General features: G+C 46.3%; 23 protein-coding genes. 14 read left to right on the plus strand and 9 right to left on the minus strand.

What is annotated here, in order from left to right:
- Positions 1–4 precede the first annotated feature (4 nt).
- Positions 5–2,479, plus strand: coding sequence for an ABC transporter substrate-binding protein (locus tag H6F56_RS02050; protein ID WP_190665180.1), 2,475 nt, complete (start codon positions 5–7; stop codon positions 2,477–2,479).
- 91 nt (positions 2,480–2,570) lie between these two features.
- Here the strand turns inward: H6F56_RS02050 and H6F56_RS02055 are convergent, their stop codons facing one another.
- From H6F56_RS02055 to H6F56_RS02065, 3 genes are all read right to left on the minus strand, one after another.
- Positions 2,571–3,530, minus strand: a complete 960-nt coding sequence (locus tag H6F56_RS02055; RefSeq protein WP_190665182.1) for a DUF362 domain-containing protein — start codon at positions 3,528–3,530, stop codon at positions 2,571–2,573.
- 220 nt (positions 3,531–3,750) lie between these two features.
- Positions 3,751–4,032 (minus strand): hypothetical protein, encoded by a 282-nt coding sequence (locus H6F56_RS02060; protein WP_190665183.1) that lies wholly within the window; start codon positions 4,030–4,032, stop codon positions 3,751–3,753.
- Positions 4,033–4,133: 101 nt separating this feature from the next.
- A complete protein-coding gene (locus H6F56_RS02065) occupies positions 4,134–5,552 on the minus strand; it encodes an aspartate ammonia-lyase (protein ID WP_190665186.1) in 1,419 nt (472 codons plus the stop codon).
- Between the two features lie 130 nt (positions 5,553–5,682).
- Here H6F56_RS02065 and H6F56_RS02070 point away from each other — a divergent pair, with 130 nt between their 5' ends.
- On the plus strand, positions 5,683–6,765 hold the full coding sequence (locus H6F56_RS02070; protein ID WP_242031829.1) for a tetratricopeptide repeat protein: 1,083 nt from the start codon (positions 5,683–5,685) through the stop codon (positions 6,763–6,765).
- Here the strand turns inward: H6F56_RS02070 and H6F56_RS26700 are convergent.
- Positions 6,762–6,890, minus strand: coding sequence for a hypothetical protein (locus tag H6F56_RS26700; protein ID WP_255513663.1), 129 nt, complete (start codon positions 6,888–6,890; stop codon positions 6,762–6,764). The two genes, H6F56_RS02070 and H6F56_RS26700, sit on opposite strands and share 4 nt — an antisense overlap.
- A gap of 422 nt (positions 6,891–7,312) precedes the next feature.
- Here H6F56_RS26700 and H6F56_RS02075 point away from each other — a divergent pair, with 422 nt between their 5' ends.
- From H6F56_RS02075 to H6F56_RS02110, 8 genes are all read left to right on the plus strand, one after another.
- Positions 7,313–9,244 (plus strand): polysaccharide biosynthesis protein, encoded by a 1,932-nt coding sequence (locus tag H6F56_RS02075; RefSeq protein ID WP_190665188.1) that lies wholly within the window; start codon positions 7,313–7,315, stop codon positions 9,242–9,244.
- Between the two features lie 347 nt (positions 9,245–9,591).
- Positions 9,592–10,953 (plus strand): polysaccharide biosynthesis/export family protein, encoded by a 1,362-nt coding sequence (locus tag H6F56_RS02080; protein ID WP_242031830.1) that lies wholly within the window; start codon positions 9,592–9,594, stop codon positions 10,951–10,953.
- Between the two features lie 120 nt (positions 10,954–11,073).
- Entirely contained in the window at positions 11,074–13,407 is a 2,334-nt protein-coding gene (locus H6F56_RS02085; protein ID WP_190665189.1) for a GumC family protein, read from the plus strand.
- A gap of 265 nt (positions 13,408–13,672) precedes the next feature.
- Complete coding sequence (locus tag H6F56_RS02090; RefSeq protein WP_190665191.1) at positions 13,673–15,040, plus strand: NAD-dependent succinate-semialdehyde dehydrogenase; 1,368 nt, start codon at positions 13,673–13,675, stop codon at positions 15,038–15,040.
- 307 nt (positions 15,041–15,347) lie between these two features.
- On the plus strand, positions 15,348–15,488 hold the full coding sequence (locus H6F56_RS02095) for a DUF2283 domain-containing protein (RefSeq protein WP_190665192.1): 141 nt from the start codon (positions 15,348–15,350) through the stop codon (positions 15,486–15,488).
- Between the two features lie 112 nt (positions 15,489–15,600).
- On the plus strand, positions 15,601–17,238 hold the full coding sequence (locus H6F56_RS02100) for an acetolactate synthase large subunit (protein WP_190665263.1): 1,638 nt from the start codon (positions 15,601–15,603) through the stop codon (positions 17,236–17,238).
- Positions 17,239–17,437: 199 nt separating this feature from the next.
- Positions 17,438–18,220 carry an exodeoxyribonuclease III gene (gene xth, locus H6F56_RS02105; RefSeq protein ID WP_190665193.1) on the plus strand — a complete coding sequence of 261 codons (783 nt, stop codon included), beginning with the start codon at positions 17,438–17,440 and terminating at the stop codon, positions 18,218–18,220.
- Between the two features lie 125 nt (positions 18,221–18,345).
- On the plus strand, positions 18,346–19,230 hold the full coding sequence (locus H6F56_RS02110; RefSeq protein ID WP_190665194.1) for an SDR family oxidoreductase: 885 nt from the start codon (positions 18,346–18,348) through the stop codon (positions 19,228–19,230).
- 63 nt (positions 19,231–19,293) lie between these two features.
- Here H6F56_RS02110 and H6F56_RS02115 read toward each other — a convergent pair whose 3' ends face one another.
- Both H6F56_RS02115 and H6F56_RS02120 read right to left on the minus strand, forming a co-directional pair.
- Positions 19,294–19,470 (minus strand): hypothetical protein, encoded by a 177-nt coding sequence (locus H6F56_RS02115; protein ID WP_190665195.1) that lies wholly within the window; start codon positions 19,468–19,470, stop codon positions 19,294–19,296.
- Positions 19,471–19,494: 24 nt separating this feature from the next.
- A complete protein-coding gene (locus tag H6F56_RS02120; protein ID WP_190665196.1) occupies positions 19,495–20,280 on the minus strand; it encodes a TIGR00297 family protein in 786 nt (261 codons plus the stop codon).
- A 28-nt stretch (positions 20,281–20,308) separates the two neighbouring features.
- Here H6F56_RS02120 and H6F56_RS02125 point away from each other — a divergent pair, with 28 nt between their 5' ends.
- Complete coding sequence (locus tag H6F56_RS02125) at positions 20,309–20,740, plus strand: VOC family protein (protein ID WP_190665197.1); 432 nt, start codon at positions 20,309–20,311, stop codon at positions 20,738–20,740.
- Here H6F56_RS02125 and H6F56_RS02130 read toward each other — a convergent pair.
- From H6F56_RS02130 to H6F56_RS02140, 3 genes are all read right to left on the minus strand, one after another.
- Entirely contained in the window at positions 20,670–21,335 is a 666-nt protein-coding gene (locus H6F56_RS02130; RefSeq protein WP_190665198.1) for an esterase/lipase family protein, read from the minus strand. The two genes, H6F56_RS02125 and H6F56_RS02130, sit on opposite strands and share 71 nt — an antisense overlap.
- Before the next feature lie 232 nt (positions 21,336–21,567).
- Positions 21,568–22,200 carry an esterase/lipase family protein gene (locus tag H6F56_RS02135; RefSeq protein ID WP_190665199.1) on the minus strand — a complete coding sequence of 211 codons (633 nt, stop codon included), beginning with the start codon at positions 22,198–22,200 and terminating at the stop codon, positions 21,568–21,570.
- Positions 22,201–22,355: 155 nt separating this feature from the next.
- Complete coding sequence (locus H6F56_RS02140) at positions 22,356–22,769, minus strand: DoxX family protein (protein WP_190665200.1); 414 nt, start codon at positions 22,767–22,769, stop codon at positions 22,356–22,358.
- A 199-nt stretch (positions 22,770–22,968) separates the two neighbouring features.
- Between H6F56_RS02140 and H6F56_RS02145 the strand changes: the two genes are divergently transcribed.
- The 3 genes from H6F56_RS02145 (at position 22,969) to H6F56_RS02155 (ending at position 25,767) form a co-directional block, all read left to right on the plus strand.
- On the plus strand, positions 22,969–24,156 hold the full coding sequence (locus H6F56_RS02145) for an NAD(P)/FAD-dependent oxidoreductase (RefSeq protein WP_190665201.1): 1,188 nt from the start codon (positions 22,969–22,971) through the stop codon (positions 24,154–24,156).
- Positions 24,157–24,337: 181 nt separating this feature from the next.
- Entirely contained in the window at positions 24,338–24,799 is a 462-nt protein-coding gene (locus tag H6F56_RS02150; protein ID WP_190665202.1) for a glycosyltransferase, read from the plus strand.
- 521 nt (positions 24,800–25,320) lie between these two features.
- Complete coding sequence (locus H6F56_RS02155) at positions 25,321–25,767, plus strand: hypothetical protein (protein ID WP_190665203.1); 447 nt, start codon at positions 25,321–25,323, stop codon at positions 25,765–25,767.
- The last annotated feature ends 116 nt before the right edge of the window (positions 25,768–25,883 follow it).

A 25,883-nucleotide genomic window follows, 5' to 3' on the forward strand; every position in this document is an offset into this window, starting at 1 on the left:
AGCGATGGGAAAGCAGATTATCTTCACAATTGGTAATGGCAGCTTTGATCAGGGATTTCCCGTAGAGTTTCAGATTCGAGAAGCTGGACAAACTGCATTTACGATTACGGGACAGCTACCTCCTGCTGCGGAAATTCTGCAACGCTATGATCATTGGCAACAGGCTTATTGCTCTTTAGAGAAAGTGCGGCATAAATTGCGGCGCATCAAGATTCCTTCTAACCAAACAAAAAACGTTTCCAATTCCAAGGATTGTAGTAAATTAGCAGAAGATCTTGAAACCACTTTAAAACAGTGGTTTGATTGCTTACCTCTGCAACAGTTTTCCGAGCCGGCTCAGATTATTCTGCAAACTCAAGATCCTGCGTTGCGCCGGCTTCCCTGGCATCTGTGGAATTTAGTCGAGCATCGCCCTGATATCGAGCTATGCGTTAATTTCCAGAATCTTCCCAACACTCAGCCGGTGTGGAAGCGACTGCCAAACCCGGTGCGAATTTTGGCAGTTTTGGGCAGTGATGAAGGCATTGATACTCAAGCAGATTTGCAAGTTTTGCAGCAGCTACCGGCTGCTAAGGTAACGCAATTACAAATGCCGCACCGTAGCCAACTGATTGAGACACTGCTCAAACAACATTGGGATATCCTGTTTTTTGCCGGCCATAGTTTTAGCAATACTGAAGGAAAAGGGGGGCAAATTTATCTCAATGAAACAGAATGTTTGTCTCTCAATGATTTGCGACTCGCCTTACACGCAGCCGTGCAAAAAGGCTTAATGCTGGCAATTTTTAATTCCTGTGATGGCTTAGGACTCGCGCAAAATGCCGCAGACTTACAAATTCCCCATGTTATCGTCATGCGGGAACCTGTTTCAGATCCGGTGGCTCATGCTTTTTTGCGCTACTTTTTTGAAGCATTTGCTCAAGGGCAATCTTTGTATCGTTCAGTATGGCAAGCGCGGGCAAAACTTCAGGGAATGGAAGACAAATTTCCGGGGGCTTCTTGGCTGCCGGTATTATGTCCAAATCCAACAAAACCGCTGCCCGTTTGGTGTAAACCGCGCTCTCCCTATCGTCAACTGACTTTGTTAATCGGCATTTTAACAATTCCCCTTGCTTTATTTGCCGGTTGGAAAGTTTATGAATGGAATGCTTTGCAACGTCGGATCAGTTTAGGCGAAAAAATTTTAATCAAATCTGTTAAAACACCAGAGAAGGAAGCCGGTGTAAAAGCTTTTGCAGCTAAGAATTTTCCCAAGGCAATTTCCCACTTCCAAACCTCCTTAAAAATCCATCAAAATGATCCGGAAACGCGGATTTATCTGAATAACGCCAAAGCCGGCTTGCATCCTGCCATAACAATTGGTGCGGCTGTCCCCATCGGCACAAATTCCAATGTTGCCCAGGAAATTTTGCGTGGTATGGCACAGGTACAGGAAGCGGTGAATCGTGCCGGCGGCATCAACGGGAAGTTTTTAAAAGTCCAAATTGCCGATGACAATAATAATCCCAACCTCGCCAAACGCCTTGCTGAAGTGTTTGTGGAAGACAGCAACATCCTAGCCGTCATTGGACATAATGCCAGCGATGCTTCTGCTGCCGGTGGTGCCGTCTATCAGGGCAAGTTGGTGATGATTACACCCACCAGTTTTTCTAAAGGCTTGGTTGAACTCGGAGGGCGTGCTAACGATAACTTTTTGTTTCGTACAGTTCCCAGCCTGAGCTCAGCAGCCAATAAGCTGGCTCGCTACGCTATCAAAACGGCGCAGAAAACCCGTATTGCCATGTGTTTTGATATTGATTCTGTCGATAATCAATCTTTTCGCTATGAATTTGCGGCGGTAATGGATAGCGCTATCCGAGAAGATGGGGGTACGCTCATCGATATTCGCTGCAATTTTGGTGCACCGGGCTTTAATGCCGAGGTGGCGATCTCCCGCGCTAAAAATCATGGGGCTGATGCCATGCTGTTGTCTCCCCATGTTGATCGCCTCTCCAACGCGTTGGACATTGCTAAGGCGAATCGGGGACAATTAGCTTTATTTAGTAGCCCAACATTGCACACGGCAAAAACACTAGAAGGACAAGCCGATGTTAATAATTTGGTGATTCCTGTTTTCTCGCATCCAGCAGCGATGTCTGCCAATCATCCATTTATCGCAGGTGCTAAAAACTTGTGGGGCAGTTTAGAAACCCTCACTTGGCGAACTCCCAGCGCTTACGACGCCACGCAAGCCGTTGTAGCGGCAGTAAAGCAAAGCGATGGTTCTCGACAACAGTTGCAGCGAGTGTTATCAAGTCCGGGGTTTTCAGTTCCGGGTGCTTTCGATGAAGTGCAGTTTCACCAGTGGGGCGATCGTGTTGGGGGAAATCCCGTCTTGGTTCAAGTTCAACCCAATCGTTCTGCCGGCAAGTATGAATTCAAATTAATTGAAGGCGTTGAACAATCTGTCAGTTTAAAGAAGACGAAGTTAATTCCTTAGAATGCAAAAGTTTTCTTAGCTCTCCGTGGGAGTGTAGGGTGCGTAAATCACGAACCCTACTAGCACTGTTCTCGATTAAGAAAGCCAAAAATTATCTGCCGGCATAAGCTTTCATCGGTTCCTTGATAAATCGAATATAAAGATGCCTGAAGGTTGATTTAATCACGCGAGGCATTCCAAAGTCGATAGGAACCAGAGAAGCCGGAAGTTTCCAATCAGAAATTTGCAAATCTGCCGGTTGTTGCAGTGGGAAGTGAATGTCTGCGAGTTCTGGACACAATCCCAACCTCATTGATGCGGCAACTGTCGGCACAATGCTTGGCTCAACATTCAAAATTTCTAAGATCGCACGATCCAGAGCAAAAACATCTTGAGAAGCGCCTAAAATCCCCAAATTCCGGGGTTCACCGCCACTAGGGCCGTTGCCTTCATGGCCAATTATTCCATCCAAAATAGTTAAATTTGGGTTAACTGCTCGTGCGGTTTCTACTAGCATTTGACCAAACCGGCTGGCATCTTTGCCGGCTTCCATGTGCCACCAGGCTTTCATTTTTCCAGGCACACACCCAAATAAGTTTTTAACGCCCATCGTCATGGTTAGCTGAACGTGGGATTTTACCTTTGGTAAATTAATCACCACATCTGCTTCCATTGTTTCTTTACTCAGTAACAAATGGTCAAATTCTTTGCTGACGGTTTCGTATCGCTTCCCGTGAAATTCAACAACCGGCAAATTTAATTCTTCTAGAATCGGCTGATATCCATTTGCCACAGCTACCCCTCTAGCGCTGCCAAATGCGGGGCCATCTCCCATAAACGGTTTACCCCCAACTTCCCGCACCATTTTGGCAACGCAGTAAACAATTTCTGGGCGAGTCACGCATTCTTTAGTCGGACGTGATCCGGTGAGCAAATTGGGTTTGAGCAGCACCCGATCTCCGAGTTTAACAATCGCCGCCATTCCTCCCAAAGGTTCTAGCAACGTTTCCAAAGATTCCCGCAAAATTTGGCGTTCATAAGAGCCGGCGCGAATTAAACTAACGGTAGGCATGATGGTAATTTTTGTCCTAATTTAGCTGAGCTTATTTGGAACTATGCATAACTGTGGGGAGGGTTTTAGTAAATTTTATTTAAAAATAACAAAAATATCTAAGTTTTGCCATTAATGGATTATTGTTATTAAAATAAATCAGTTTTTGGTTAAAATTGTGCTTTGTCATTTGCCGTCGGCACTCCAACAAATGACAAAGACAAAGAACCTTTTAAAATTGTTACCGGGCTGCACCACGCGTCAGGGCAGTCACCCGCTTAGCATCTGGGAAAACACCATCGCCGGCAATCTCAGGGAAGGGAGGTTTCACTTCCACTTTTGCCACCTTATCAAGTCTGATAACAACGCTTTGATCAGACAGATGCAGCGTTATCCAATTTTGCTCGGAAGCAATTTGCAGTTGCTGATAAAATTCTTGGGGCGTTTTCGTGATACTAAATGATTCGCTCTGACCGTGCACGTAATGAAAGGTCACTTGGGTTGTGCTATCTTGACTTGGCATTGACAATCATCTCCTGATTTAAAATTCGGCCTTTGAAATTAGGAGGGCGCACACACTTTTGTGGGCGTACACGTCGGTACGCCCCTACAAGCCCCTAGCCCCTAGCCCTCTTCACGTGGCAGTGCGCTCATTGTTTCCAAGTCTATAACGTTTGCCAGTTCTTCAGCACTCATCAGGCCCCGTTCTAGGACAATCTGCCGCAGAGATTTGCCGGTTTCTAGGGATTCTTTGGCAACGGCAGCAGCGTTGAGATAGCCGATATGAGGGTTAAGGGCAGTAACAAGGGCTAAGCTTCCTTCAGCGTAAGCGAGGCAGCGCTCACGGTTGGCGCTAATGCCTTCTAAGCATTGCTGAGTCAATGCTGCCAAAGTGTTGCCGAGAATTTCAATACTGTGAATTAGGTTATAGGCAATCAGCGGCATCATCACGTTTAATTCTAGTTGGCCGGCTTGGGCAGCCAGGGCGATGGCACTGTCATAACCCATGACTTGAAAGCAAACCATTGAGGTCATTTCTGCCATCACGGGGTTATATTTTCCGGGCATAATTGACGATCCAGGCTGCACCGGCGGCAGCTGAATTTCTTTGAAACCTGTTTTTGGCCCAGAATCCATCAGGCGCAAGTCATGGGAAATTTTAACGCAATCCTGGGCAAGGTTCCGTAATGCACCGGACACGCTAACAAACGGTGCCATACTCTGCATCGCTGCCATCAAATGAGGGGCCGGTCGCAATGGCTGATCAATCAATTCTGATAAAATTTGGGCGACACGATGGCGATATTGCGGGTGCGTATTCAAGCCGGTGCCGGCAGCACTCCCGCCCAACCCCAGCGTCATTAAATCCTCTGATGCTTTCTCAACTCGAATCATGTGTTCGGTGAGAATTTGCGCCCAAGCACGAAAGCTTTCTCCTAAGCGCACCGGCACCGCATCCTGCAAGTGAGTTCTGCCAGATTTAACAATATCTTTGAATTCTTCAGCTTTGTTATCTAAAGCAGCGATCGCCCCTGAAAGCGCGGGGTAAAAGGTTCTCTCCAAAGCCAACAGTCCCCCGATCCGAATTGCTGTGGGGATTACGTCGTTTGTAGACTGACCGTAATTAACGTGATCGTTGGGGCTAACGCGCTTGTAATTGCCTTTTTCATCACCCAAAATTTCTAGCGCCCGATTGGCCAGCACTTCATTAATATTCATGTGGTGGGAGGTGCCGGCACCGGCTTGATAGATATCCACCACAAACTGATCGCGGAACTGGCCGGCGAGAACTTCGTCAGTTACCTCTACAAGCACTTGACTAATCTCTGTCGATATGCATCCAAGTTCGCCATTAACCACCGCCGTAGCTTTTTTAATCAGCACACAGGCATCGATATATGTGGGCAACGGTTTTATCCCACTAATCGGGAAATTTTCAATGGCACGTAGGGTTTGAATGCCGTAGTAGGCATCGGCAGGGATTTGCCGTTCCCCCATAGAATCTCGCTCTGTCCGGTAATTTGTGCCTGATTGTAGATTCATGGTGTGGGTTTGGGTACTTTAAATAAAATCATCCTAAAGTAAGATGCCAGATTCTTGGTGCTAATGGCAGTCAAGTTGTTGAGTTCAGGGCAGATTTTGGGTATTTTAGATAAAATCATCCTAAAGTTAGATGTCAAACCTTATGAGTAATGCAGTCGCGGTGGAACTGGAAGTCGAGTTTTTCTTCCAGAAAGGGTTACACCTCAACCGATCTGAGCAATACGCCCACGCAGTTGCCAGCTATGATAAAGCCTTAGAACTGCAACCGGACTACCACGATGTCTGGTACAGTCGGGGGAATGCGCTGTATCACCTGCGCCGGTTTGAGGAAGCAATTGCTAGCTATGATAAAGCGATTGAGTTTAAACCGGCCTTTCATGAAGCATGGAACAATCGCGGCAATGCCCTAGATGACATGGGCCAGTATGAGGAAGCAATTGCCAGCTATGATAAAGCGATTAAATTTAAAACTGACTATTACTGGGCTTGGAACAATCGCGGCATTGCCCTCAAAAATCTGGGCCGCTACGAAGAAGCAATCACCAGCTATGATAAAGCCATTGAATTTCAACCCAATTACTACTGGGCTTGGTATCACCGGGGGATTGCCCTAAGACACTTAGGCCGGTTAGAAAAAGTGATTGCCAGCTACGACAAAGCCATTGAGATCAAACCGGACTTCCACGAAGCTTGGCACAATCGGGGAAATGCCCTATATGACTTACAACGCTACGAAGCGGCAATTATTAATTATGACAAAGCTTTAGACGAAAAACCTGACTATCACTGGGCTTGGTATAACCGTGGGATGGCGCTTCTGAATTTGGGTTACTATGCAAAAGCGGTTGCTAGCTTAGATCGTGCCTTAGTGCTTCAACCTGATAACGCCGATACTTGGTACTTTCGCGGTCAGGCGTTGGATAACCTAGAGTGCCATTATGGGGCCATCGCCAGCTACGATAAAGCGATAGAGTTGCAACCCGATAAACACAAAGCCTGGTACAACAAAGCCTGCTGTTATGCCGGTTCCGGTCATATTGATTTAGCAATTGAACACTTACAAAAAGCAATTAATCTCAATCCCGACGAATACGTGGAAATGGCAAAAACTGACTCGGATTTTGACGAAATTCGGGAAGATGGGCGATTTCAGGCATTAATTCAACAAAAATCTTGTTCCACCCCTTCTACAACTGCAGTGCTGTGGAATTAGGAATGGGCGCGATAGTGAGGCAGCCTCCATCCCGCCGGCATCCAATCACTCAGCAAATCTTTCCCATACAGGGCAAGATTTAGCAGAAATTGTGAGGGATTTGCAGCCAATGAGGTGACGCTCAAGCAAAAACAACTGCTTAGCGCCACCTATTGGCGTTATCGAAACACTTTTAACTACGAATCACAAGTTACTTTTAAATTGTGGGAAAATTTATATAGAAAACATGAGTACGCTATATAAAGTTACTAGACTTTGCCGTAGTGCTTGCTCAGTAAGGTGACGCTATTGGGTTAAAACTTAAGTGGCCAGACATTTCCACTTTCTGAAAGTCGGCCCTAGGACAGTAGAAAGAAACATCGTATCGGCAGATCTTGTGAACTTTTATTTCAAAACTAGCTGCATTCTTAGTTCTGTCGCCTGTTTCCGGGAGAATTGGGGAACTCTAACCCTTCTATGGGACTCTTGATGGTTGTGACGTGTTTCCACAAAATTCGGGGAAACACACTCCAAGCATTTCCTGCCTCGTAGAGTTTATAGTGTTCTCATGCTCCAGCAATTACTGCTCAAACACCTAGCAGATGCAATTCAGAAGGCTGCAGCCTCACTCTCTAGGCCACAAAAGCACGGGCTGCTCATCGCCATTGATATCGTACTATTTTTGGCAGCTATTTACAGCGCGTTTGGGTTACGTTTCAGCACTCTAGACCCCGTTGCAAAAATTCTGCCCTACACTTGGTTAATTTTCTTACTGATTTTCATTAAACTTTTCGTGTTTTTAGCACTAGGCATCTACCGCCCAGTGCTGCGCTACACCGGCTTAGAATTTTTATTTAGCGCCGCTAGAGCAGTCCTGCTCAGCTGTGGTGCATTTGTTGTTCTTGCCTATTTACTAGAATTCTTACAACTGCCGCGTTCGGTTCTGCTCAACGATGCTTTGCTGACCCTGCTCTTAGTTGTTGGGGTGCGGGTATCTATGCGCTGGATTGTTTACCATTTAACTTACCAGCCCAATTACAGCAACCCGCCAGAACGGGTGGTGGTTTACGGTGCAGGAAAAGCCGGTTCCCAACTCGCCCAAGCCTTAACTTACCATAATGGCTACCATCTCGTAGCCTTCGTGGATGACGATGTATCTCTTCACAAGCAAATTATTCAGGGGCTTACCGTTTACCCCCCAAAAGACCTTCCCAAACTTTTAGCCCAAAAAAGCTTTGACACCATCTTACTAGCCATGCCCTCTGTGGATCGGGCAGCCAAACGTCAAATTATAGAAAGGTTGCAGTGTTTGTCAGTGCCGGTGAAGACTGTACCCGGTATTGGGGAGATATTATGCGGCAAAGTTTCTATCAGTGAAATCAGAGATATAGATATTGCTGATCTTCTAGGACGAGAAGAAGTTGTACCAGATCCAGACTTGCTGCGGATGAATATCACAGGAAAAGCGGTTCTGGTGACGGGTGCGGGTGGCTCAATTGGCTCTGAGTTATGCCGGCAGATCGCGCAGCAAGCACCTAAATGCCTGATCTTATATGAGCAGAGTGAGTTTGCCCTCTACAGCATTGACATGGAATTAACTGAAGCTTATCCCAAGCTTCATAAGGTTGCCTGCTTGGGGAGTGTAACCGAGCAAATGCAGCTAAGTGCTATTTTGTATAAATATAAGATAGAGACGATCTATCATGCTGCTGCCTACAAACACGTTCCGATCGTAGAAGCCAATCCCGCTCAGGGAGTAATTAATAATGTTTTAGGAACGCTGACAGTCGCTCGTTGTGCCATTGAGTGTGGGGTCAATAATTTTGTCTTAATTTCCACCGATAAAGCGGTGCGCCCTACGAATGTTATGGGAGCAACAAAACGCGTGGCGGAGCTGATTTTACAAGCACTGGCAGCTCAACCGGAAATGACAACCTGTTTCACTATTGTGCGATTTGGCAACGTGTTAGATAGCAGTGGTTCAGTTGTACCGCGTTTCCGCAAACAAATTGCCGAGGGCCAGCCAATTACATTAACCCATCCGGATATCACTCGCTATTTCATGTCTATTCCCGAAGCCGCTCGTTTAGTCATCCAAGCCGGATCTTTAGGAAAGGGAGGTGAAATTTTTCTATTGGATATGGGTCAACCTGTTCGGATTTACGATCTGGCGTTGCAGATGATTCAACTCAGCGGCTTAGTACCGGGAAAAGATATAGAGATCAAAATTACCGGATTGAGACCCGGAGAAAAGCTACATGAGGAATTACTCATTGATTGTGCAAATGTCGCTCAGACCAGACATCCGAAAATTTTCTGTGCAAATGAAGCTAAAATGCTTTGGGAATTTTTGCACCCACGCATAGAAGCGCTGCTTGCAAAAGCGCGAAGAGATGACCATACGGGTGTCATTGCCCAATTGCAGAGTCTCGTACCAGAATATAAGCTGGCAGCATACCAGCTAGCGAGGTCTGCCAAAGTCCCAATTTCTGTAGACTAGGCTACAAGTACAGGTAGCGGAAAGCCAATCTCACAAAGGATCCTAGGCCGCCTCCGCGAGATGAACACTAAAGCTGTAGAATCTCCCCAATGGCTCAGTAACCATTGATGAACTGGATCAAACCTTTGAACGTTAGAAAACACCACACTTTGACCGTTTAGGTCTTGTCCCTGCTAAGGTATTGTAAAAACTCTAGAAGCCCTACTATGGTTCGTGCAACTTTTAGGTATCCGACATCAATACATTCTCCACTCGCCACTGGCCACTGGCCGAGCAAACCCCTGAGCAAACCTTTCATTGGTCTAACAGTTTCGGCTCTAATAATACTGACGCACTCCTTGCCCAGTTTGTCTCAGGGTCGGGCTTTCAGTGATACTACACCTAGTCAACTCGTTGCTCCCAGTCAACTGCAAGAGGCTTACATCTTAGGGCCTGGTGATATCATTCAGATCGATATCTTTAATGTGCCAGAGTATAGCGGCGAGAATGGTCGATACCAAGTTTTAGTGGATGGCTCACTAAATATGCCCCTGATTGGCCGTGTAGATGTCCAAGGTCTAACCTTGCAAGTGGCGGCACAAAAATTTTCTCAACTATACGCTGAATACCTTACACGTCCTATCGTTACGGTAAGTTTGCTGCTAGCTCGTCCCCTGAGTATTGGGGTAGCAGGAGAAGTGAACCGCCCAGGCTCCTACGTCCTTGATGCTCTGGGAGCCGGTAACACCGAGGCTGGCGCTCAAGTTCCAACAGTGACACGCGCTCTTCAAAGTGCGGGTGGAGTTACCCAATCTGCGGATCTACGACGAGTTCAGTTACGTCGCCCCCAACCCTCTGGTAGTGAGCAAATTATCAACCTGGATCTGAATGAATTGTTGCAAACAGGCGACTTGCGCCAAAATTTAAGTCTGCGGGATGGAGACACAATTTTTATTCCGACTAAAACAAATGTAAATCTGGCAGAAGCCGCTCTATTAGCAACGACTACGATCTCTGGAGATCCAACTCGACCCCTGAATGTCGCAGTGGTTGGCGAAGTCACTCGTCCGGGTTCCTACACAATGCAAAGAGTAGACGATGAGGGGGCACAACAGGGGCTGATCACTTTAACTCGGGCGCTTAGAACAGCAGGTGGAATCACGCAATCAGCGGATATTCGGCGGGTTGAAGTGCGTCGAAATACTAAAACAGGCAATGAACAAGTCATAGAAGTGGATCTTTGGCAACTTCTGCAAACGGGCGACCTCAGCCAAGATGTAATCCTTGATCAGGGAGACACCATCGTTGTTCCGACCGCCGAAAATATAGACTTAACTGAAGCTCGCCAAGTCGCCGCTGCCAGTTTTTCTCCGGGAGCAATGAGAGTCAGTGTTGTAGGGGAAGTGGCTGAGCCGGGTCCGGTAGATTTACCCCCCAACACTTCCTTAAACCAAGCATTGCTGGCAGCAGGAGGTTTTAACAACATACGAGCTCGCAGACAAGACGTAGAACTGGTTCGCCTAAACCCAAACGGCACTGTTTCTCGCCGGACTGTGCCGGTGGACTTTTCTCAAGAACTCAATGAAGAAACGAATCCCGCTCTACGCCCCAATGATGTGATCGTTGTAGGTCGGTCTGGCATTACTAAAACCGCAGATACAATCACCACGATTCTCAGCCCGTTTGTTAACCTATTCGGGGCGTTCAGAATTTTCGACGTCTTGTTCTAGTTTGGGCGAGATCAACTAGCATCTTTGCTTTAGAAACAGCCGGACTCGGTTGAATTCTAACAACATAAATGCAGAGTTTCGTCTAGGATACGAATTAATAAAACATACAGAGGGGTCAAGATGGAGACCGCACATAATTATCAGCCATCATCACCGCAGAGTCATACTAGCCAATTTCAGCAATTACAGCCGTTTTACCCCGCTGAATTACAAGAGCATGACGACGATGAGCTGGATCTAGAACAGATATGGACGATTGTCCGTCGTAGAGCCGTTTTAATTGCCGGAATCACCACCGTAGTGGCGGCGGCTGCCTTGGCTTGGACTCTCAATCAGACACCTAAGTATAAAGGTACATTTCATCTGTTAGTCGAGCCGGTTATTAGCGATCAAAGTCAACTTGCTGGGATTTCTTCGGCACTTCAAACCATTGGTATGGGTTCAGTCATGCCTAAGCAAGGCTTGGATTATGAAAGCCAAATACAGGTCTTGAAAAGCCCCAAACAAATGGCTCCTATTATTCAGCAGTTGCAATCTCGATATCCTAAAATTGACTACCGTTCTCTATTGGGTGGAGCGGGTCAAAAAGGAAGCTTATCGATTGAGCGAATAAAAAAAGCCAAGGTTTTAGAAATCAATTACCTAGATTCCGATGCAGAAAAAATTCAGTTTGTTTTAGATCAATTGGCCCAAGGTTATCTTAGGTACAGCCTAGAAGACCGCAAAAGCGACAGCCGACAAGGAATTCAATTTATTGAAGATCAACTGCCGCAGTTGCGCCAGCGAGTAGACACGCTACAACAGCAACTTCAGCAGTTTCGCCAGCAGTATAACTTGATTGACCCTGAAGTTCAAGGCGAAGAACTGGCTGAGCAAGTTACAGCGCTTCAACAAGATAGCTTAGAAACCCAAACCTCGCTGGCTCAGCAGCAATTGCTTTTCGGGAATTTGCAGCAGCGGCTTGGGCTAGACCCGGAGAGTGCGCTAAAAGCATCTGCGCTAACGCAATCACCGCGCTATCAGCAATTACTCAATCAGCTGAGAGAAATAGAAACAAAGATTGCGACAGAGAAAGCTCGATTTACAGACAATAGTCCTAGCATTCAAGCGTTACGAGATCAACAGCAAAACTTACTCCCTCTGATCCGTCAAGAAGCCCAAGAAGTTTTGGGTGAAAACATTTCGCAGAGCAATACCCAAGTATTGCGAGCGCCGTTCCAAGATTCGATTCGGTTAGGTTTAGCTAGCCAATTGATCGATACTGCCAACAAAATTGAGCTTTTAAAAGTACGCAATCAAGCGATTGGCGAAGCTCAAGGTTTTTTCAATCAACAAGTTCAGCAGTTTCCAGTCATGATCCGCCAGTACACGGATCTACAGCGGGAATTGGGCGTGGCGACTGCTACGCTTAACCAACTTTTAGGACAACGAGAAATGTTGCGAGTGGAGGCAGCGAAGCAGGATGTACCTTGGGAATTGATTTCGGAGCCTAAACTCGTACGCAACAAGAAGGGCAAACTAATACCGGCTGAACCCAGTGTATCCAAAACGTTCGCGATAGGAATCATCGGAGGCTTACTGCTGGGACTGGGTGCGGCTTTGCTTGCAGAGCGGCTCAACAATGTGTTTCACACGCCCCAGGAATTGAAAGATACTACCCGATTGGCTCTGTTAGGAGTTATTCCTTATAGTGATCAAGCGATGGAAGTTCCACGATCTCGTGTAATGGCTGATTCAGCTACCAAAGCTGACTTCTACTATGCCGGCGCTTCGCCGTTGATGGAGGCTTTTCGCTCTCTCAACGCTAATATGCGCCTCCTCAACTCTGGCAATCCTATTCGCTCTGTAGTAATCAGCTCTGCCGCACCGGCAGATGGTAAATCGACGGTGGCTGTAAATCTAGCGCAGGCAGCAGCGGCAATGGGACAGCGGGTCTTACTGGTGGATACAGACCTGCGCTGGCCTCAGGTTAGTAGCAAAATGGGTCTGAAAAATACCCCAGGATTAACCGAAGCGCTCACGACAAACGCAGCACCGGCTGATGTGATGCAGCAGTCGCCAATGGAAGAAAACCTGTTTGTCCTCACAGCCGGCTCGATTCCTTCCGACCCGCTGAGACTCCTTTCCTCTAAGAAAATGCAGAGTTTTATGGAGCAATGGCAAGCTGCGTTTGACTTGATTATCTATGACGCACCGCCTTTGCTGGGTTTGGCAGATGCTAGTTTGCTAGCCGGCCATACAGATGGGATTTTGCTCGTTGTGGCAATTGGCCAGACAGAACGCTCTGAGGTGACTCAAGCATTAGACGGATTGCACACATCTGGCACCCCAGTTTTAGGTGTGGTGGCAAATAAGGCTAGTGGCTATCCGATGAACGCCTACTATGACCACCGACGCTATCCCACATCCTATCAGGATGAGCGCCGCCCCGATCCGGATGCTGTCGTCCTCTAATCGCTTAATCCATAACAAAATTCAAATCGAATAAAAGGCAAAAGGTCAAAAGAGATAAAAATCTTTACTTTTGCCTTTTTATGTTTAAAATTGACCCGAACATAGTAGCCGACACTACTTTATTGAGTTAGGTTTAAATTATCTAAATTTTAGAGAAAACAGACAGATTCCAAGATTAATTTAAGAATAAGTGCTTCGGGTGGCTGTGCCGATGTTTGTTTTGCAGCCGGCTACCCCAGTTCATTTTTGAAAGGGAGATCGGGTAATGGCCATCGCAACAACCAACCCTGCAACCGGGGAAATACTGAAAACATTTGACCCGCTAACGGATAACGAGATCGAAGTTAAACTCGCTCGCTCTCAACAGGCGTACCAAGCATACCGGCACATACCAATGACGCAAAGAGCCGGCTGGCTGAAGGCGGCTGCTGATATTTTAGAACACCGGCGCGAAGAGTTTGGCAAAATCATGACCCTGGAAATGGGGAAAACACTCAAATCTGCGATCGCAGAAGTGGAAAAATGCGCCCTCGTCTGCCGATATTATGCCGACAATGCCGCTGAATTTTTGGCAGATGCGCCGGCAGCTACCGATGCCAGCCGAAGTTTTGTTCGATATCAGCCACTTGGCCCCGTTTTGGCCGTGATGCCTTGGAATTTTCCCTTTTGGCAGGTGTTTCGCTTCGCTGCACCGGCACTGATGGCCGGCAACGTTGGCTTGCTCAAACACGCGTCCAATGTCCCCCAGTGCGCCTTAGCCATTGAAGAAATTTTTCTGCAAGCCGGTTTTCCCGAGGGAGTCTTTCAAACCTTGCTCGTTGGTTCAGACAAAGTGGCCAACTTGATGGCTGATGAGCGCGTCAAAGCCGCCACCTTAACCGGCAGTGAACACGCAGGTGCCAGTCTAGCCGCAGTTGCCGGCAAAGAAATTAAAAAAACTGTGTTGGAATTAGGCGGCAGTGACCCTTTTATTGTCCTGGAAAGCGCTGATCTCGAAGCGGCTGTAACGACTGCCGTAACAGCAAGACTGCTGAATAATGGCCAATCTTGTATTGCCGGCAAACGCTTTATTGTTGCTAACAGCATCGCTGATGAATTTGAGCAACGATTCGTAGAGAAATTTAAAGCATTGCGAATGGGCGATCCAATGGATGCTACAACAGATATTGGACCCTTGGCTACCCCTGGCATTCTCAAGGATTTGGACAGCCAAGTACAAAACTCCATTGCCAAAGGGGCAAAAGTCTTAACTGGGGGACATCCCTTGTCAGATCGTCCGGGCAATTTCTATCCCCCCACAATTTTGACGGACTTCTCACCAGGCTCACCGGCATACCAAGAGGAATTTTTTGGGCCGGTGGCATTACTGTTCAGGGTTGCCGGTATTGACGAGGCCATTGAGTTAGCCAACAGCACGTCTTTTGGCCTGGGTGCGAGTGCCTGGACATCTGATGCAGACGAACGCGAACGCTTAATTGAGGAATTAGAAGCCGGTGCCGTATTTATCAACGGTTTGGTGAAATCCGATCCTCGGCTGCCTTTTGGGGGCATCAAGCGTTCTGGATACGGTCGGGAATTAAGCGTCCAAGGTATTCACGAATTTGTGAATATCAAGACAGTTTGGGTGAAGTAATGGGGATTTATCCTTCACAGTGATCAGGAGAGTGGGTGAAACACATTCGGTAGACAGCTCACGCCCTTTAAAACCTTGCAGATCGCTAGATTAGTCGGCACGAGGCGAATCTAGCGATCTACAAGCATCTTGAATTCACAGTTTCTGCAGAGCCGGCATCACAAATATTCAGGATACGCTACTTCGATACAAGTTGACAGCAGGAAATGCTCCTGCGAATTGTAGTAGAAGAAACTGCAACAAAATGTGTAGGGGTTACTTTGTACAAAACTTCACAAATTCCTAGATATTTGAGCCGACTCCAGCCGTGAAAGTAACCTATGACAAAGAAACTGAGTCAATGACAATCACCCTACGAGAAGCTGCTATTAAAGAAAGCGATGAAGTAGATCCGGGCGTGATTTTAGATATTGGTTATGATTGTGGCATTGCCCGCTTTAAGATTTGATCAGCATCAAAGGTAGTCTCAAAATTACCGGAAATACAGGCTGTTGTAGGGGAATAAAACCCTATTCACACAAAGATCGACATCATCGTTGAGGTAAGGTTACATGACCGAGATGAACACCGCCCAATTGCTAGTGCGCTGCTTGGAAAATGAAGGAGTGCGCTATATTTTCGGGTTGCCTGGGGAAGAAAATATACACGTTTTAGAAGCACTCAGAGATTCTTCCATTCAATTTATTACTACACGCCACGAGCAAGGCGCAGCCTTCATGGCCGATGTCTACGGTCGCTTAACCGGCCAAGCCGGCGTTTGTCTTTCCACCCTTGGCCCAGGTGCGACCAACCTGATGACCGGCGTTGCGGATGCCAACCTCGACGGTGCTCCCTTGGTGGCAATTACCGGCCAAGTGGGAACGGATCGAATGCACATTGAATCCCACCAGTATCTCGATCTCGTGGCGATGTTTGCACCCGTGACTAAATGGAACGCCCAGATCGTTCGCCCCAGCATCACCCCCGAACTTGTGCGGCGGGCATTTAAACGAGCGCAATCAGAAAAACCCGGTGCGGTTCATATTGATGTGCCGGAAAATATTGCCGCTATGCCGGCCCTTGGCGAACCGCTTAGTAAAGGAAACTTAGAAAAAACTTACGCTTCATTTAACAGTATTGAGCAGGCAGCCGAGCTGATTTCCCAAGCCACTAATCCTTTAATTTTAGTCGGTAATGGAGCGATTCGAGCCAACGCCAGTGAAGCGCTTACAGAATTTGCAACCCAATTAAACATTCCTGTCGTGAATACTTTTATGGGTAAAGGAATGATTCCTTATACTCATCCTTTGGCGCTGTGGGCGGTGGGCTTGCAATTGCGAGACTACATCAGTTGTGGCTTTGATAATACCGATTTGGTGATTGCCATTGGCTACGATTTGATTGAATACTCCCCGAAGAAATGGAATCGCGAAGGCAAGATTCCCATTATTCATATTGGAGCGATCCATGCTGAGGTTGATAGCAGCTATATTCCCAAAGTTGAAGTCGTGGGGGATATTTCAGATTCTCTGAGAGAAGTGATGGGACGGGCAAACCGGCAAGGCAAAGCAGAGCCTTATGCCTTGGAGCTGCGGGAAGAAATTCGGGCGGATTACGAACAATATGCCAACGATGATAGCTTTCCCATTAAACCGCAAAAACTGATTTATGACCTGCGGCAAGTCATGGGTCCAGAAGATATTGTCATCTGTGATGTGGGCGCTCACAAAATGTGGATGGCGCGGCATTATCATTGCGAACGCCCCAATACTTGCTTGATTTCTAATGGATTTGCAGCGATGGGAATCGCAATTCCTGGCGCAATAGCTGCTAAATTAGTTGCTCCCCAACAGCAAGTTGTTGCTGTGACGGGGGACGGGGGATTTATGATGAATTGCCAAGAACTGGAAACCGCTTTGCGCGTTGGCACAGCTTTTGTTACGATCATTTTTAATGATGGTGGCTATGGCTTGATTGAGTGGAAGCAACACAATCAATTAGGTCATTCAGATTTCGTTAAATTTGGCAATCCTGATTTTGTTAAATTTGCTGAAAGCATGGGGCTAAAAGGCTACCGAATTGAATCAACTGCTGAATTTATTCCCACGCTTAAAGAAGCTTTGGCTCAATCTGTGCCGTCGGTGATTGATTGCCGGGTTGATTACCGGGAAAATTTGCGCTTTACTCAAAAAGCTGGAGAGCTAACTTGCACGATTTAAATTCCTTTGAACGCGAGTAGGCCCTAAAACTTACACATCGGAATAACCACTTTTATGGTATATTCTATAAAACCCTCACTTAAAGTGAGGGTTTTGTTTAAATTTGTAGATTTTAGAAACCGAAGTTTGGCAAATAGCATTTTGTCTTAAGTGAATAATAAAAATACATTAGAAAATTTATAAATAAGCAGCAAGCTTAATGAAAATTGCAACTTGGAATGTTAACTCGATTCGCAGCCGATTAGAGCAAGTAATTGCCTGGTTACAGGTGAGTGACGTTGATGTCTTGTGTCTGCAAGAAACAAAAGTTGTAGATACAGATTTTCCGCGTACAGACTTTGAAAACATAGGGTATCACGTCTACATTTACGGGCAGAAATCATACAATGGGGTGGCGATTTTCAGCCGGCAGCCGATGGAAGATGTCAGCATGGGATTTGTGCCGGTGTTGGGCACAGAAGTGGGGGATTTGGATGAGCAAAAGCGGTTGATTGTCGGCACTCTTAATGGCGTCCGCATTGTTAATGTTTATGTCCCCAATGGTTCAGAAGTTGGCAGTGATAAATATCTCTATAAGCTCAGTTGGCTAAAGCTGTTGCGGGAATATTTAAAAAGGGTAATTGACAACAATAATCAGTTATGTATTTGCGGAGATTTCAATATTGCTTTGGAAGATCGAGATATTCACAACCCCAAAGCTTTTAAGAATCAAATTATGGCTTCTGACTTGGAGCGCCAAGCATTACGGGCTGTTCTAGAATTGGGGTTAGGAGATGCGTTTCGTAAGTTTACGGAAGAAACCGGCCACTTTAGCTGGTGGGATTATCGTAGCGGTGGGTTTGCGCGGAATCGAGGTTGGCGGATCGATCATCTTTATTTGACACCGACTCTTTATGAGCAGTCTGTAAGCTGTACGATTGACACAGCTCCTAGAAAGTTAGTTAAACCGAGTGACCATACGCCGGTGATTGTTGAAATTTAAGTTTTAAATGCGTAATTTAGAACCGCAGATAGACGTAAATCTACACAGATCAGTTGGATGATCATCTGCGTAGATTTGCCACAGGCTGCTGTTCAAAATCTTAAATTAAAGCAGGAATTAACGCTATGTTTTTAGTCACGGGAGCAACCGGCGGATTAGGTCGGCGAATTGTGCGGGTGTTGCGTGAGCAGCAGAAGCCGGTGAGAGCGTTTGTGCGTCTCACATCTCGTTACGGGGAACTAGAACAGCGCGGCGCGGATATTTTCATCGGAGATTTGCAGCGAGAACGGGACATTCAGAAGGCGTGTCAGGACGTACAATACGTGATCACCGCTCACGGCGCAAATGAAAGCAGCGGCAGCGCTCAGGCGATAGAATACCGGGCGAATATTGACTTAATTGACAGTGCCAAGGAGGCAGGCGTTGAGCATTTTGTGTTCACTTCCGTGTTGGGGGTTGATCGCGGATATGAAGATGCGCCGGTGTTTAAGGCGAAGCGGGAAGTAGAAAAATACTTGCAGGCGAGTGGCTTAAATTACACGATTTTGCGGCCCTCTGGGTTTTCCTCGAATCTGCTGCCACTGGCGGAACGGTTTCGGCAAACCGGCATTTATTTGCTAATCGGTGATCCGAGAAATCGTACTTCGATTGTTAGTACCGATGATTTGGCAAAGATTGCAGTAGATTCCGTGACAGTTGAGGGGGCAAGAAATCAAATTTTGTCGGTTGGCGGGCCAGAAATTCTGACACGAGAGGATGTGCCGCGCATCTTTGGCCGAGTTTTTAATCGAGAACCCATTATTCTCAATCCGCCGCTACTAGCGTTTGATGGGTTGCGAAATGCGTTAGGGTTTCTGAATCCTCAGTTGCAAAAGTCTCTGGGAACGCTGCGAGTTTTATTGGCAAATGAGTATTTCTGCAAGCCGGAAGAAATTGCGCGGCTAGAATCGATGTTTGATATGAAGATGGAGTCTTTGGAGCGTTTTATCCGGCGTTATATGGGAGTTTGATTTGAGATGGGGTGGCAAGATGTTCACCCTACACAAAAGCCGGCCTTTGTAGTTTTTTTAGTTTTACGCCGGCACTGCTTCTTCTGATTCATCTCGGGATTGGAAGTACGACAAGAGGTTAGCAACCGCTAAGTCTGATGCTTCTTGCAAGTTAGTTGGGACTAAATTTCTGTAACCGACAGTTTGGGATTGTCGGCTGATATAAAGTTCAGCTTCTCGGCGCAGTGTCGGGTTCATCATAAATCGTAACCGGCACTTCAATTCCTAAACAGACACCGGCATCCAATAATTCCACGCCAAAGCCAACAAAATCGCCACACCGGCACCAATCAACGTATTAATAATATTCACCACTTCATTCGTCAGCCAATCAAACTTTGATTGCAATGTTGCCCCAATTACACTTTCTAAATTGGTTGCAATAAACGCAGCAATTATACACAAGATAACTCCTGTCCAATTAATCATCCCAACACCCCAAGCAACCAAGGCGATCAGCGCCGATGCCACGATGCCGGCAAGCGTTCCTTCCAAACTTACTGCGCCTTCCGTTCCTCGCTCCACCGGCTGCAAGGTGGTAATCAAAAATGTCCGCTTTCCATATACTTTGCCTACCTCACTTGCCGTCGTATCCGACAACTTTGTGCTAAAACTCGCTACATAGCCCAAGAGGAGAAGTGAGACGAGGGGAATAGAAGCAGGGACAGAAACCGGCAGCAGGGTTCCCAAGGCGCAAAGTGTGCCGGTGAGTGCTGAACCCCAAACATTTTCTGGGCCTCTAGCACCGGATCGCTTCTCAGCAATACCGGCAGCCTCTTTCTCTGCCATGCCGATGCGCGTAACCGCAGAACCCACCAGGAAATAAAACATCACCACCGCATAGCCTCGCCACCCCAAAGTCCCCCAAATGATTACCCCTAACACCCAAGCGTGCAACAAGCCTGCCGGCGTGAGTAACTTCTTTGGCGCAAAATAGGCAACCCCCAACAGAACTGTATTTAATACAACTGCCACCAACCAAGGATTCAGAGAATAAACTGTAGATAACATTTAACTAACCTCTGACAATACCCAAATTATGAACCAAGTTTTATTTCATCTTGCCTTTCCTGTCACCGATATTGCCCAAACAAAAGAATTTTACGGCAATGGCTTGGGGTGCGAAATTGGGCGAGAATCTCCGAATTCTATCATTCTCAATCTTTGCGGCCATCAAATTGTCGCCCACGTTACCCGCGAACCTCTAACCCCCCAAAGAACGATTTATCCCCGCCATTTTGGGCTGGTTTTTACCGCAGAAGCCGACTGGGAAGCCTTGCTAGAACGAGCGCAAGAAAAACAGCTACTCTTTAGAGAGCAGCCAAAGCGCCGGTTTACCGGCTTACCCACAGAACACCGCACCTTCTTCTTAGAAGATCCGTTTCATAACTTACTGGAATTTAAATATTATTGCCATTCGGAGGCAATTTTTGGGGTTCAGGAATACGCACAAGTTGGTGATGCGGTTTAACCGGCTCTTTTAAAGCCTCAGCAACTGCCTGCAAACTTTTAACACTAATCACCATGCCGGCGTGGGCAAATACCTGCACTTTCACCTCTTTGCCCACCGGCATTCTCGAACTGTGTGCCGGCAAAATAATAAAATCCCAAGGCGTCCAAATCGAGGTAAAATTTACCCGTTCCAGCATCGCCGCATCCTCATTCAAAGCGTCAATAAAAGCACTACCAGGACGCATTTGAATGCAAGTTGGTTGAGGCAAAAGGTAAGCCATTGATGTGCCGTTATGGGGAGTAGAAATCGTAATAAAGCGCTGCACTCGCTCAATTCCCCCCAACCGCTGCAAATAATACCGGCTCACCAAACCCCCCATACTCAAACCCACTAAATCAATAGGCTGTTTCGGGCCAAACGTTTTATCAATATATGCTGCCACTTCTTCAGCTAGGTGATCAAGTCCCAGATTCGCATCACTGAGAGTCATATTCAGCGCATAAACCGACCACCCAAGCTTACTTAAATAAGGAGACATCCTATTAAAAACGCCCGCTTGCCTAAAGATTCCATGAACTAATAAGACTGGGTTTCGCTCGTTTGCACTGCTCATAAGTAGGAAATGGAAAGTAGAAACTAAGAATAGGGAAAAACTAGCAAAAAATGCTTTTTAACCTCAGAACACAACTTTTGCTTATTTAACTGCGGTTTTAACCACCGTCTTAACTAAAAAAAACATCACACTGCAAGGCTGATTCATTTTATTGAAATCCACCAAGGATTAAACTCCCTGTGGGACTATCACTTTACAAGAATGAATCAGCCTTCCGGCATCGACAGTTTTTTTATCTATCTATAGTTTCAACCACTGTATTAACTTTAATCGGTGACATTAACGCTTTTGCAACAACCTTCAAACTCCTGGGATCTGTCACCATCTGGGAATGAAGAGGAATTGGCAGCACCACCTCTTTGCCCACCGGCATTTTTGAACTATTTGCCGGCACAATCATCAAATCAAACGGTGTCCAAATCGAGGTAAAATTCAACTGATCTAGCATCTTCACATCTCGATCTAAATCTAGCAAAAATTCGCTTCTTGGACACATTTGTAAATATCCCGGACGCCTGCTGCTGTGCGCTAACCAAGTGCCCTGATGCGGTGAAGAAATCGTAATAAATCGCTGCACCCGGTTGATGCCTCCCAACCGCTGTACATAATACCGGCTCACAATTCCACCCATGCTAAACCCAATCAGATCAAACCGTTGTGCCGACTCAAATATATTGGCTGCGTAATCTGCAACTTGCCTAGCCAATTCATCCAGACCAATATCACAATTATTTGGGATTAGATCCAAGCTATACACCGGCCAACCTAGCTTCGTTAAGTAGGCTGTCATTGTGTTAAAAAGGGCGCTGGTGTCCCAGATGCCGTGAATTAGTAAGACTGGGTTGCGGGTGTTTGAACTGTTCATCTTGCCTTCATTCTCTTACCTATCTATTTCAAGCTTAGATTGGTACGTTAGCTATGCTCATTCAGGATATGACAGCTCATCATCTGGAACCCAGAAGTTTAAAATTAAAATGAAGCCGGGATCAGGAAAGGATGAATGGAACTGTTGAGACTGATTTAAAATTTTTCTGTGGGTGATGAGATTCGATGTGAGCCAGTACGATCGTCTACGCTGAGTGCGCCCGATCCAAATGCCACTACCATCAGTAAACCACCCATGAGGCCCAGATTTTTCAGAAACTGACCTTGTTGCATGGGTTCAGCAAAGTTTGTGTGAAAAATTAAGGTAGTGGGAATTAAGAAGCCGATCAGTCCTAATGCTCCGTATCGAGCTTTAAAGCCAAGTAATACTGAGAGTCCGCCGGCAATTAAAAGGATGATGGTGGGGACAATTAACACTCCGGGTAAGGGAATTCCTTTCGATGCCATCTGCTGAATAGTGCTGCCTGGATCGAGCAGTTTATCGATGCCGGCTTTAATAAAGATGAGTGAGAGAAATATCCGCGCTAGCAAGGGAACGTATTTTTGCATTTTGCCTCTTTGGATATTGTTATATTTGCAACTTCGGTTAATTGGGCCGATATTCAGGGATTTGGAAGTCTTTATCCTGTCACCAAAAATTTTACAGGAATAAAGATTTAAATTATTATAAAGATTTTAAGAGAATAAATGGATTTTTGCCACTAAATGGTTTTTTCAGCTCGCATTTGCAAATAGGCGGTTGAGTCCGATGAGTCAAAGTCAGAGTCAGATTTGTATTCTCGGTGGGGGGTTTGGTGGCCTTTACACGGCTTTGTATTTGAATCGTTACCGCTGGAAGCAAAAACCTCAAATTACTTTGGTTGAGCGCAAAGATCATTTTTTATTCACACCACTGCTTTATGAGTTGGTGACTGGAGAATTGCAAACGTGGCAGATCGCGCCCCGTTTTGCAAAACTTTTAGCCGGCACTGATATTGATTACCAACAGGGAACGGTTGAAAGTGTCGATCTCGATATGCGTCAGGTGATGCTATCTGGTGGGGAAGTTTTGAGTTATGACCGGCTCGTAATTGGAATTGGCAAGGAAACGCTTTTAGACGTGGTTCCGGGTGCTGCCGGTAATGCTCTGCCTTTTCGCAGTTTAGCCGATGTTAACCGGCTTAAGGAACGGTTGCGATTGTTGGAATTGAGTAATTTGTCACAAATTCGGGTGGCGGTTGTGGGTGCCGGCCCGAATGGGGTGGAATTAGCTTGCAAAATCGCAGATCGCTTAAAAGAACGAGGGCGTTTACTGCTCATTAACCGAGGCGACAAAATACTGAAAAATTTTGCCGGTTCCAGTCGAAAAGCTGCGATAAAAGCACTGAGGAGGCGAGGTGTACAGTTGGAACTTTCAACAACAGTTGAATCGGTTGAACCTGATTTTATTACCCTGGTTCATCAAGCTCAGCCGCGCACTTATCCAGTCGATTTGGTGCTTTGGACTATTGGCACGCGAGTGGGAGATTGGGTGCCAAGCATCACAAACGTTCAAAATGACCAACGGGAGCTTCTGGTTCGTCCCACACTGCAATTGATTGAGCATCCTGACGTTTTTGCCCTAGGAGATATTGCTGCCTCTAACGACGAACACTGGGCACCGGCAACGGCTCAAGCGGCTTTTCAACAAGCTAAAATTGCTGCAAAAAATATCCGATCTTCTCTAACCGGCAGAACTCTGCGGACATTCCGCTATTGGCACATTGGCGAGATGATTACTTTGGGAATTAATGCCTCTGCAATTTCTAGTTTTGGTATCAATCTTTCAGGGCCGGTAGCCGGGGTCATCAGACGGTGGGTTTACCTGCTGCGAATGCCAACATTTCGCCATCGTTTTAAGGTTGCGCGTGATTGGTTATCACAATTGTTCCGGGGAGGCATCAAAGCTGATTCGTAACCAAAACTATAAAGAGCATTTAATTTGCCTAAAATTGGGTTCTCGGCTAAATTCAATTTAGTTCAATGTCTCAGCAATCAGCACTACTCAACCTCTTTCCTACTCTCTATCGGAAAAACCGCTGATAAAGGGCGATTACATTTGTGCCATCGGTGGTAACGCCCGAAGTTATGAAACCTTAATGGCAGCAATGGAAAAACTGCCAGATATTTCGCTCGTTCTTGTTACCATACTTAAGAACCTGCACCACCTAAAAATTCTGCCTAATGTGAAATTCATGGTCAATATTCCTCAAGAGGAGGCCATGAATATCATCAACTATTCTCGCTTTATGGTGCTACCGCTTTTAGGTTCGGAGATTCCCTGTGGTCATGTCACTTTAGTGGCGGCGATACATCTGAGCAAAGCATTCATCATCACAAATTCGCGGGGAATTAGCGACTATGTGATAAATGATTATAATGCCGTTACTTGCGAGGCTTTTAAACCGGCTGCCTTAACTGATTCAATTCAGACTTTGTGGGACGATCCTGATAGATGTGAGTATTGGGGTAAAAATGGCTGGCAGTTCGCACAAACCTATTGCTCAGAGAAGCCGGGTGTGAAGTATATGCAGCACTTGATCTGGGGAGAAAACACCTAGAGGTTTAGCCTCCGCTTCTATTGCCCAAAACCGCCTTGAGACAGGCTTATAATATGTAGCCAAACTTCGGCTACATATTATGTCGTGGCTGCTTTTGAAGTCGGCTGAACTGTATAAGCTCCGTTTTACAACTTCCCTTCCCCATCTCTAAAAAAATTGACGGGTAGCAACCGGCTCCTGCAATTTCTAGTTCGAGGCAGGCTTTCGCCCTATCTCTGCTTTGCTCGCCTCAAGCAAATTATTACAATTGTTGTAGATTACTGATAAAGAAAATCCCTTGCATCTTGCTGCCGGCTACGATAAATAGGGGTTTGCGCTCACTGAGTCGTTAAATTTTATTAAAAAATCTCGCTAAATCTTGTAAAGGGGCTTATCAGAACTTCATAATTAAGCCTGCATCCATTTATATTTCACCGGCATTTCACAGCGTCAGCGGGTCTTGATATCAGTCCGGCTAGATATTGCATGAGCTGTCTGGGCTTCAGTAGCGTTCATTAGCATCAACTTTAGGAGTCATTACCATGTTCGGTTTTATCAAAAACTTGTTCGGCGGCATTTTCGGCTTCATTGGTAAAGTTTTAGGCTTGAAAAAGTCTGGATACGCCTTAGAATTTGAACCGGCTCAGGGTGAAAAATCAGCACCCGCGAAACAAGACACTTCCGCTCAGAAAAAAATAGTCGCAACCGCAACTGGCAAAGTGAAGGAGCCGGCGAAACCAGCAGCAACTAAGGCAGAATCGGCTAAAAAACCAGAGCCGGTCAAAGCTCAAACACAAGCCCCAGCCAAAGAGTCCAAACCGGCAGCCAAAGCCCCAGCCCCCAAAGCAGAGCCGGCTAAATCTCCTGAGCCGGTTGGTGGTTTTGCCACTCGCTACTTGACGCCCACTGCAACCTCAACCCGCCGCCGTCCCGGTGCGAATATGAGTTCCTTCCTTGACATGGCACGTCAAGTAAACACAGCCCGATAGGATAGTCAGGAATCAGAGATTTCAACCCTGAATAGAATAGAAGGGGAGAAACCTTTCTCAGTGTTCTGACTCTTTGCTGAAAGTCCTACATTGAATCGATGCCTGGATTTTAGATT

The organism is Microcoleus sp. FACHB-672 (assembly GCF_014695725.1).
Classification (GTDB): Bacteria; Cyanobacteriota; Cyanobacteriia; order Cyanobacteriales; family Oscillatoriaceae; genus FACHB-68.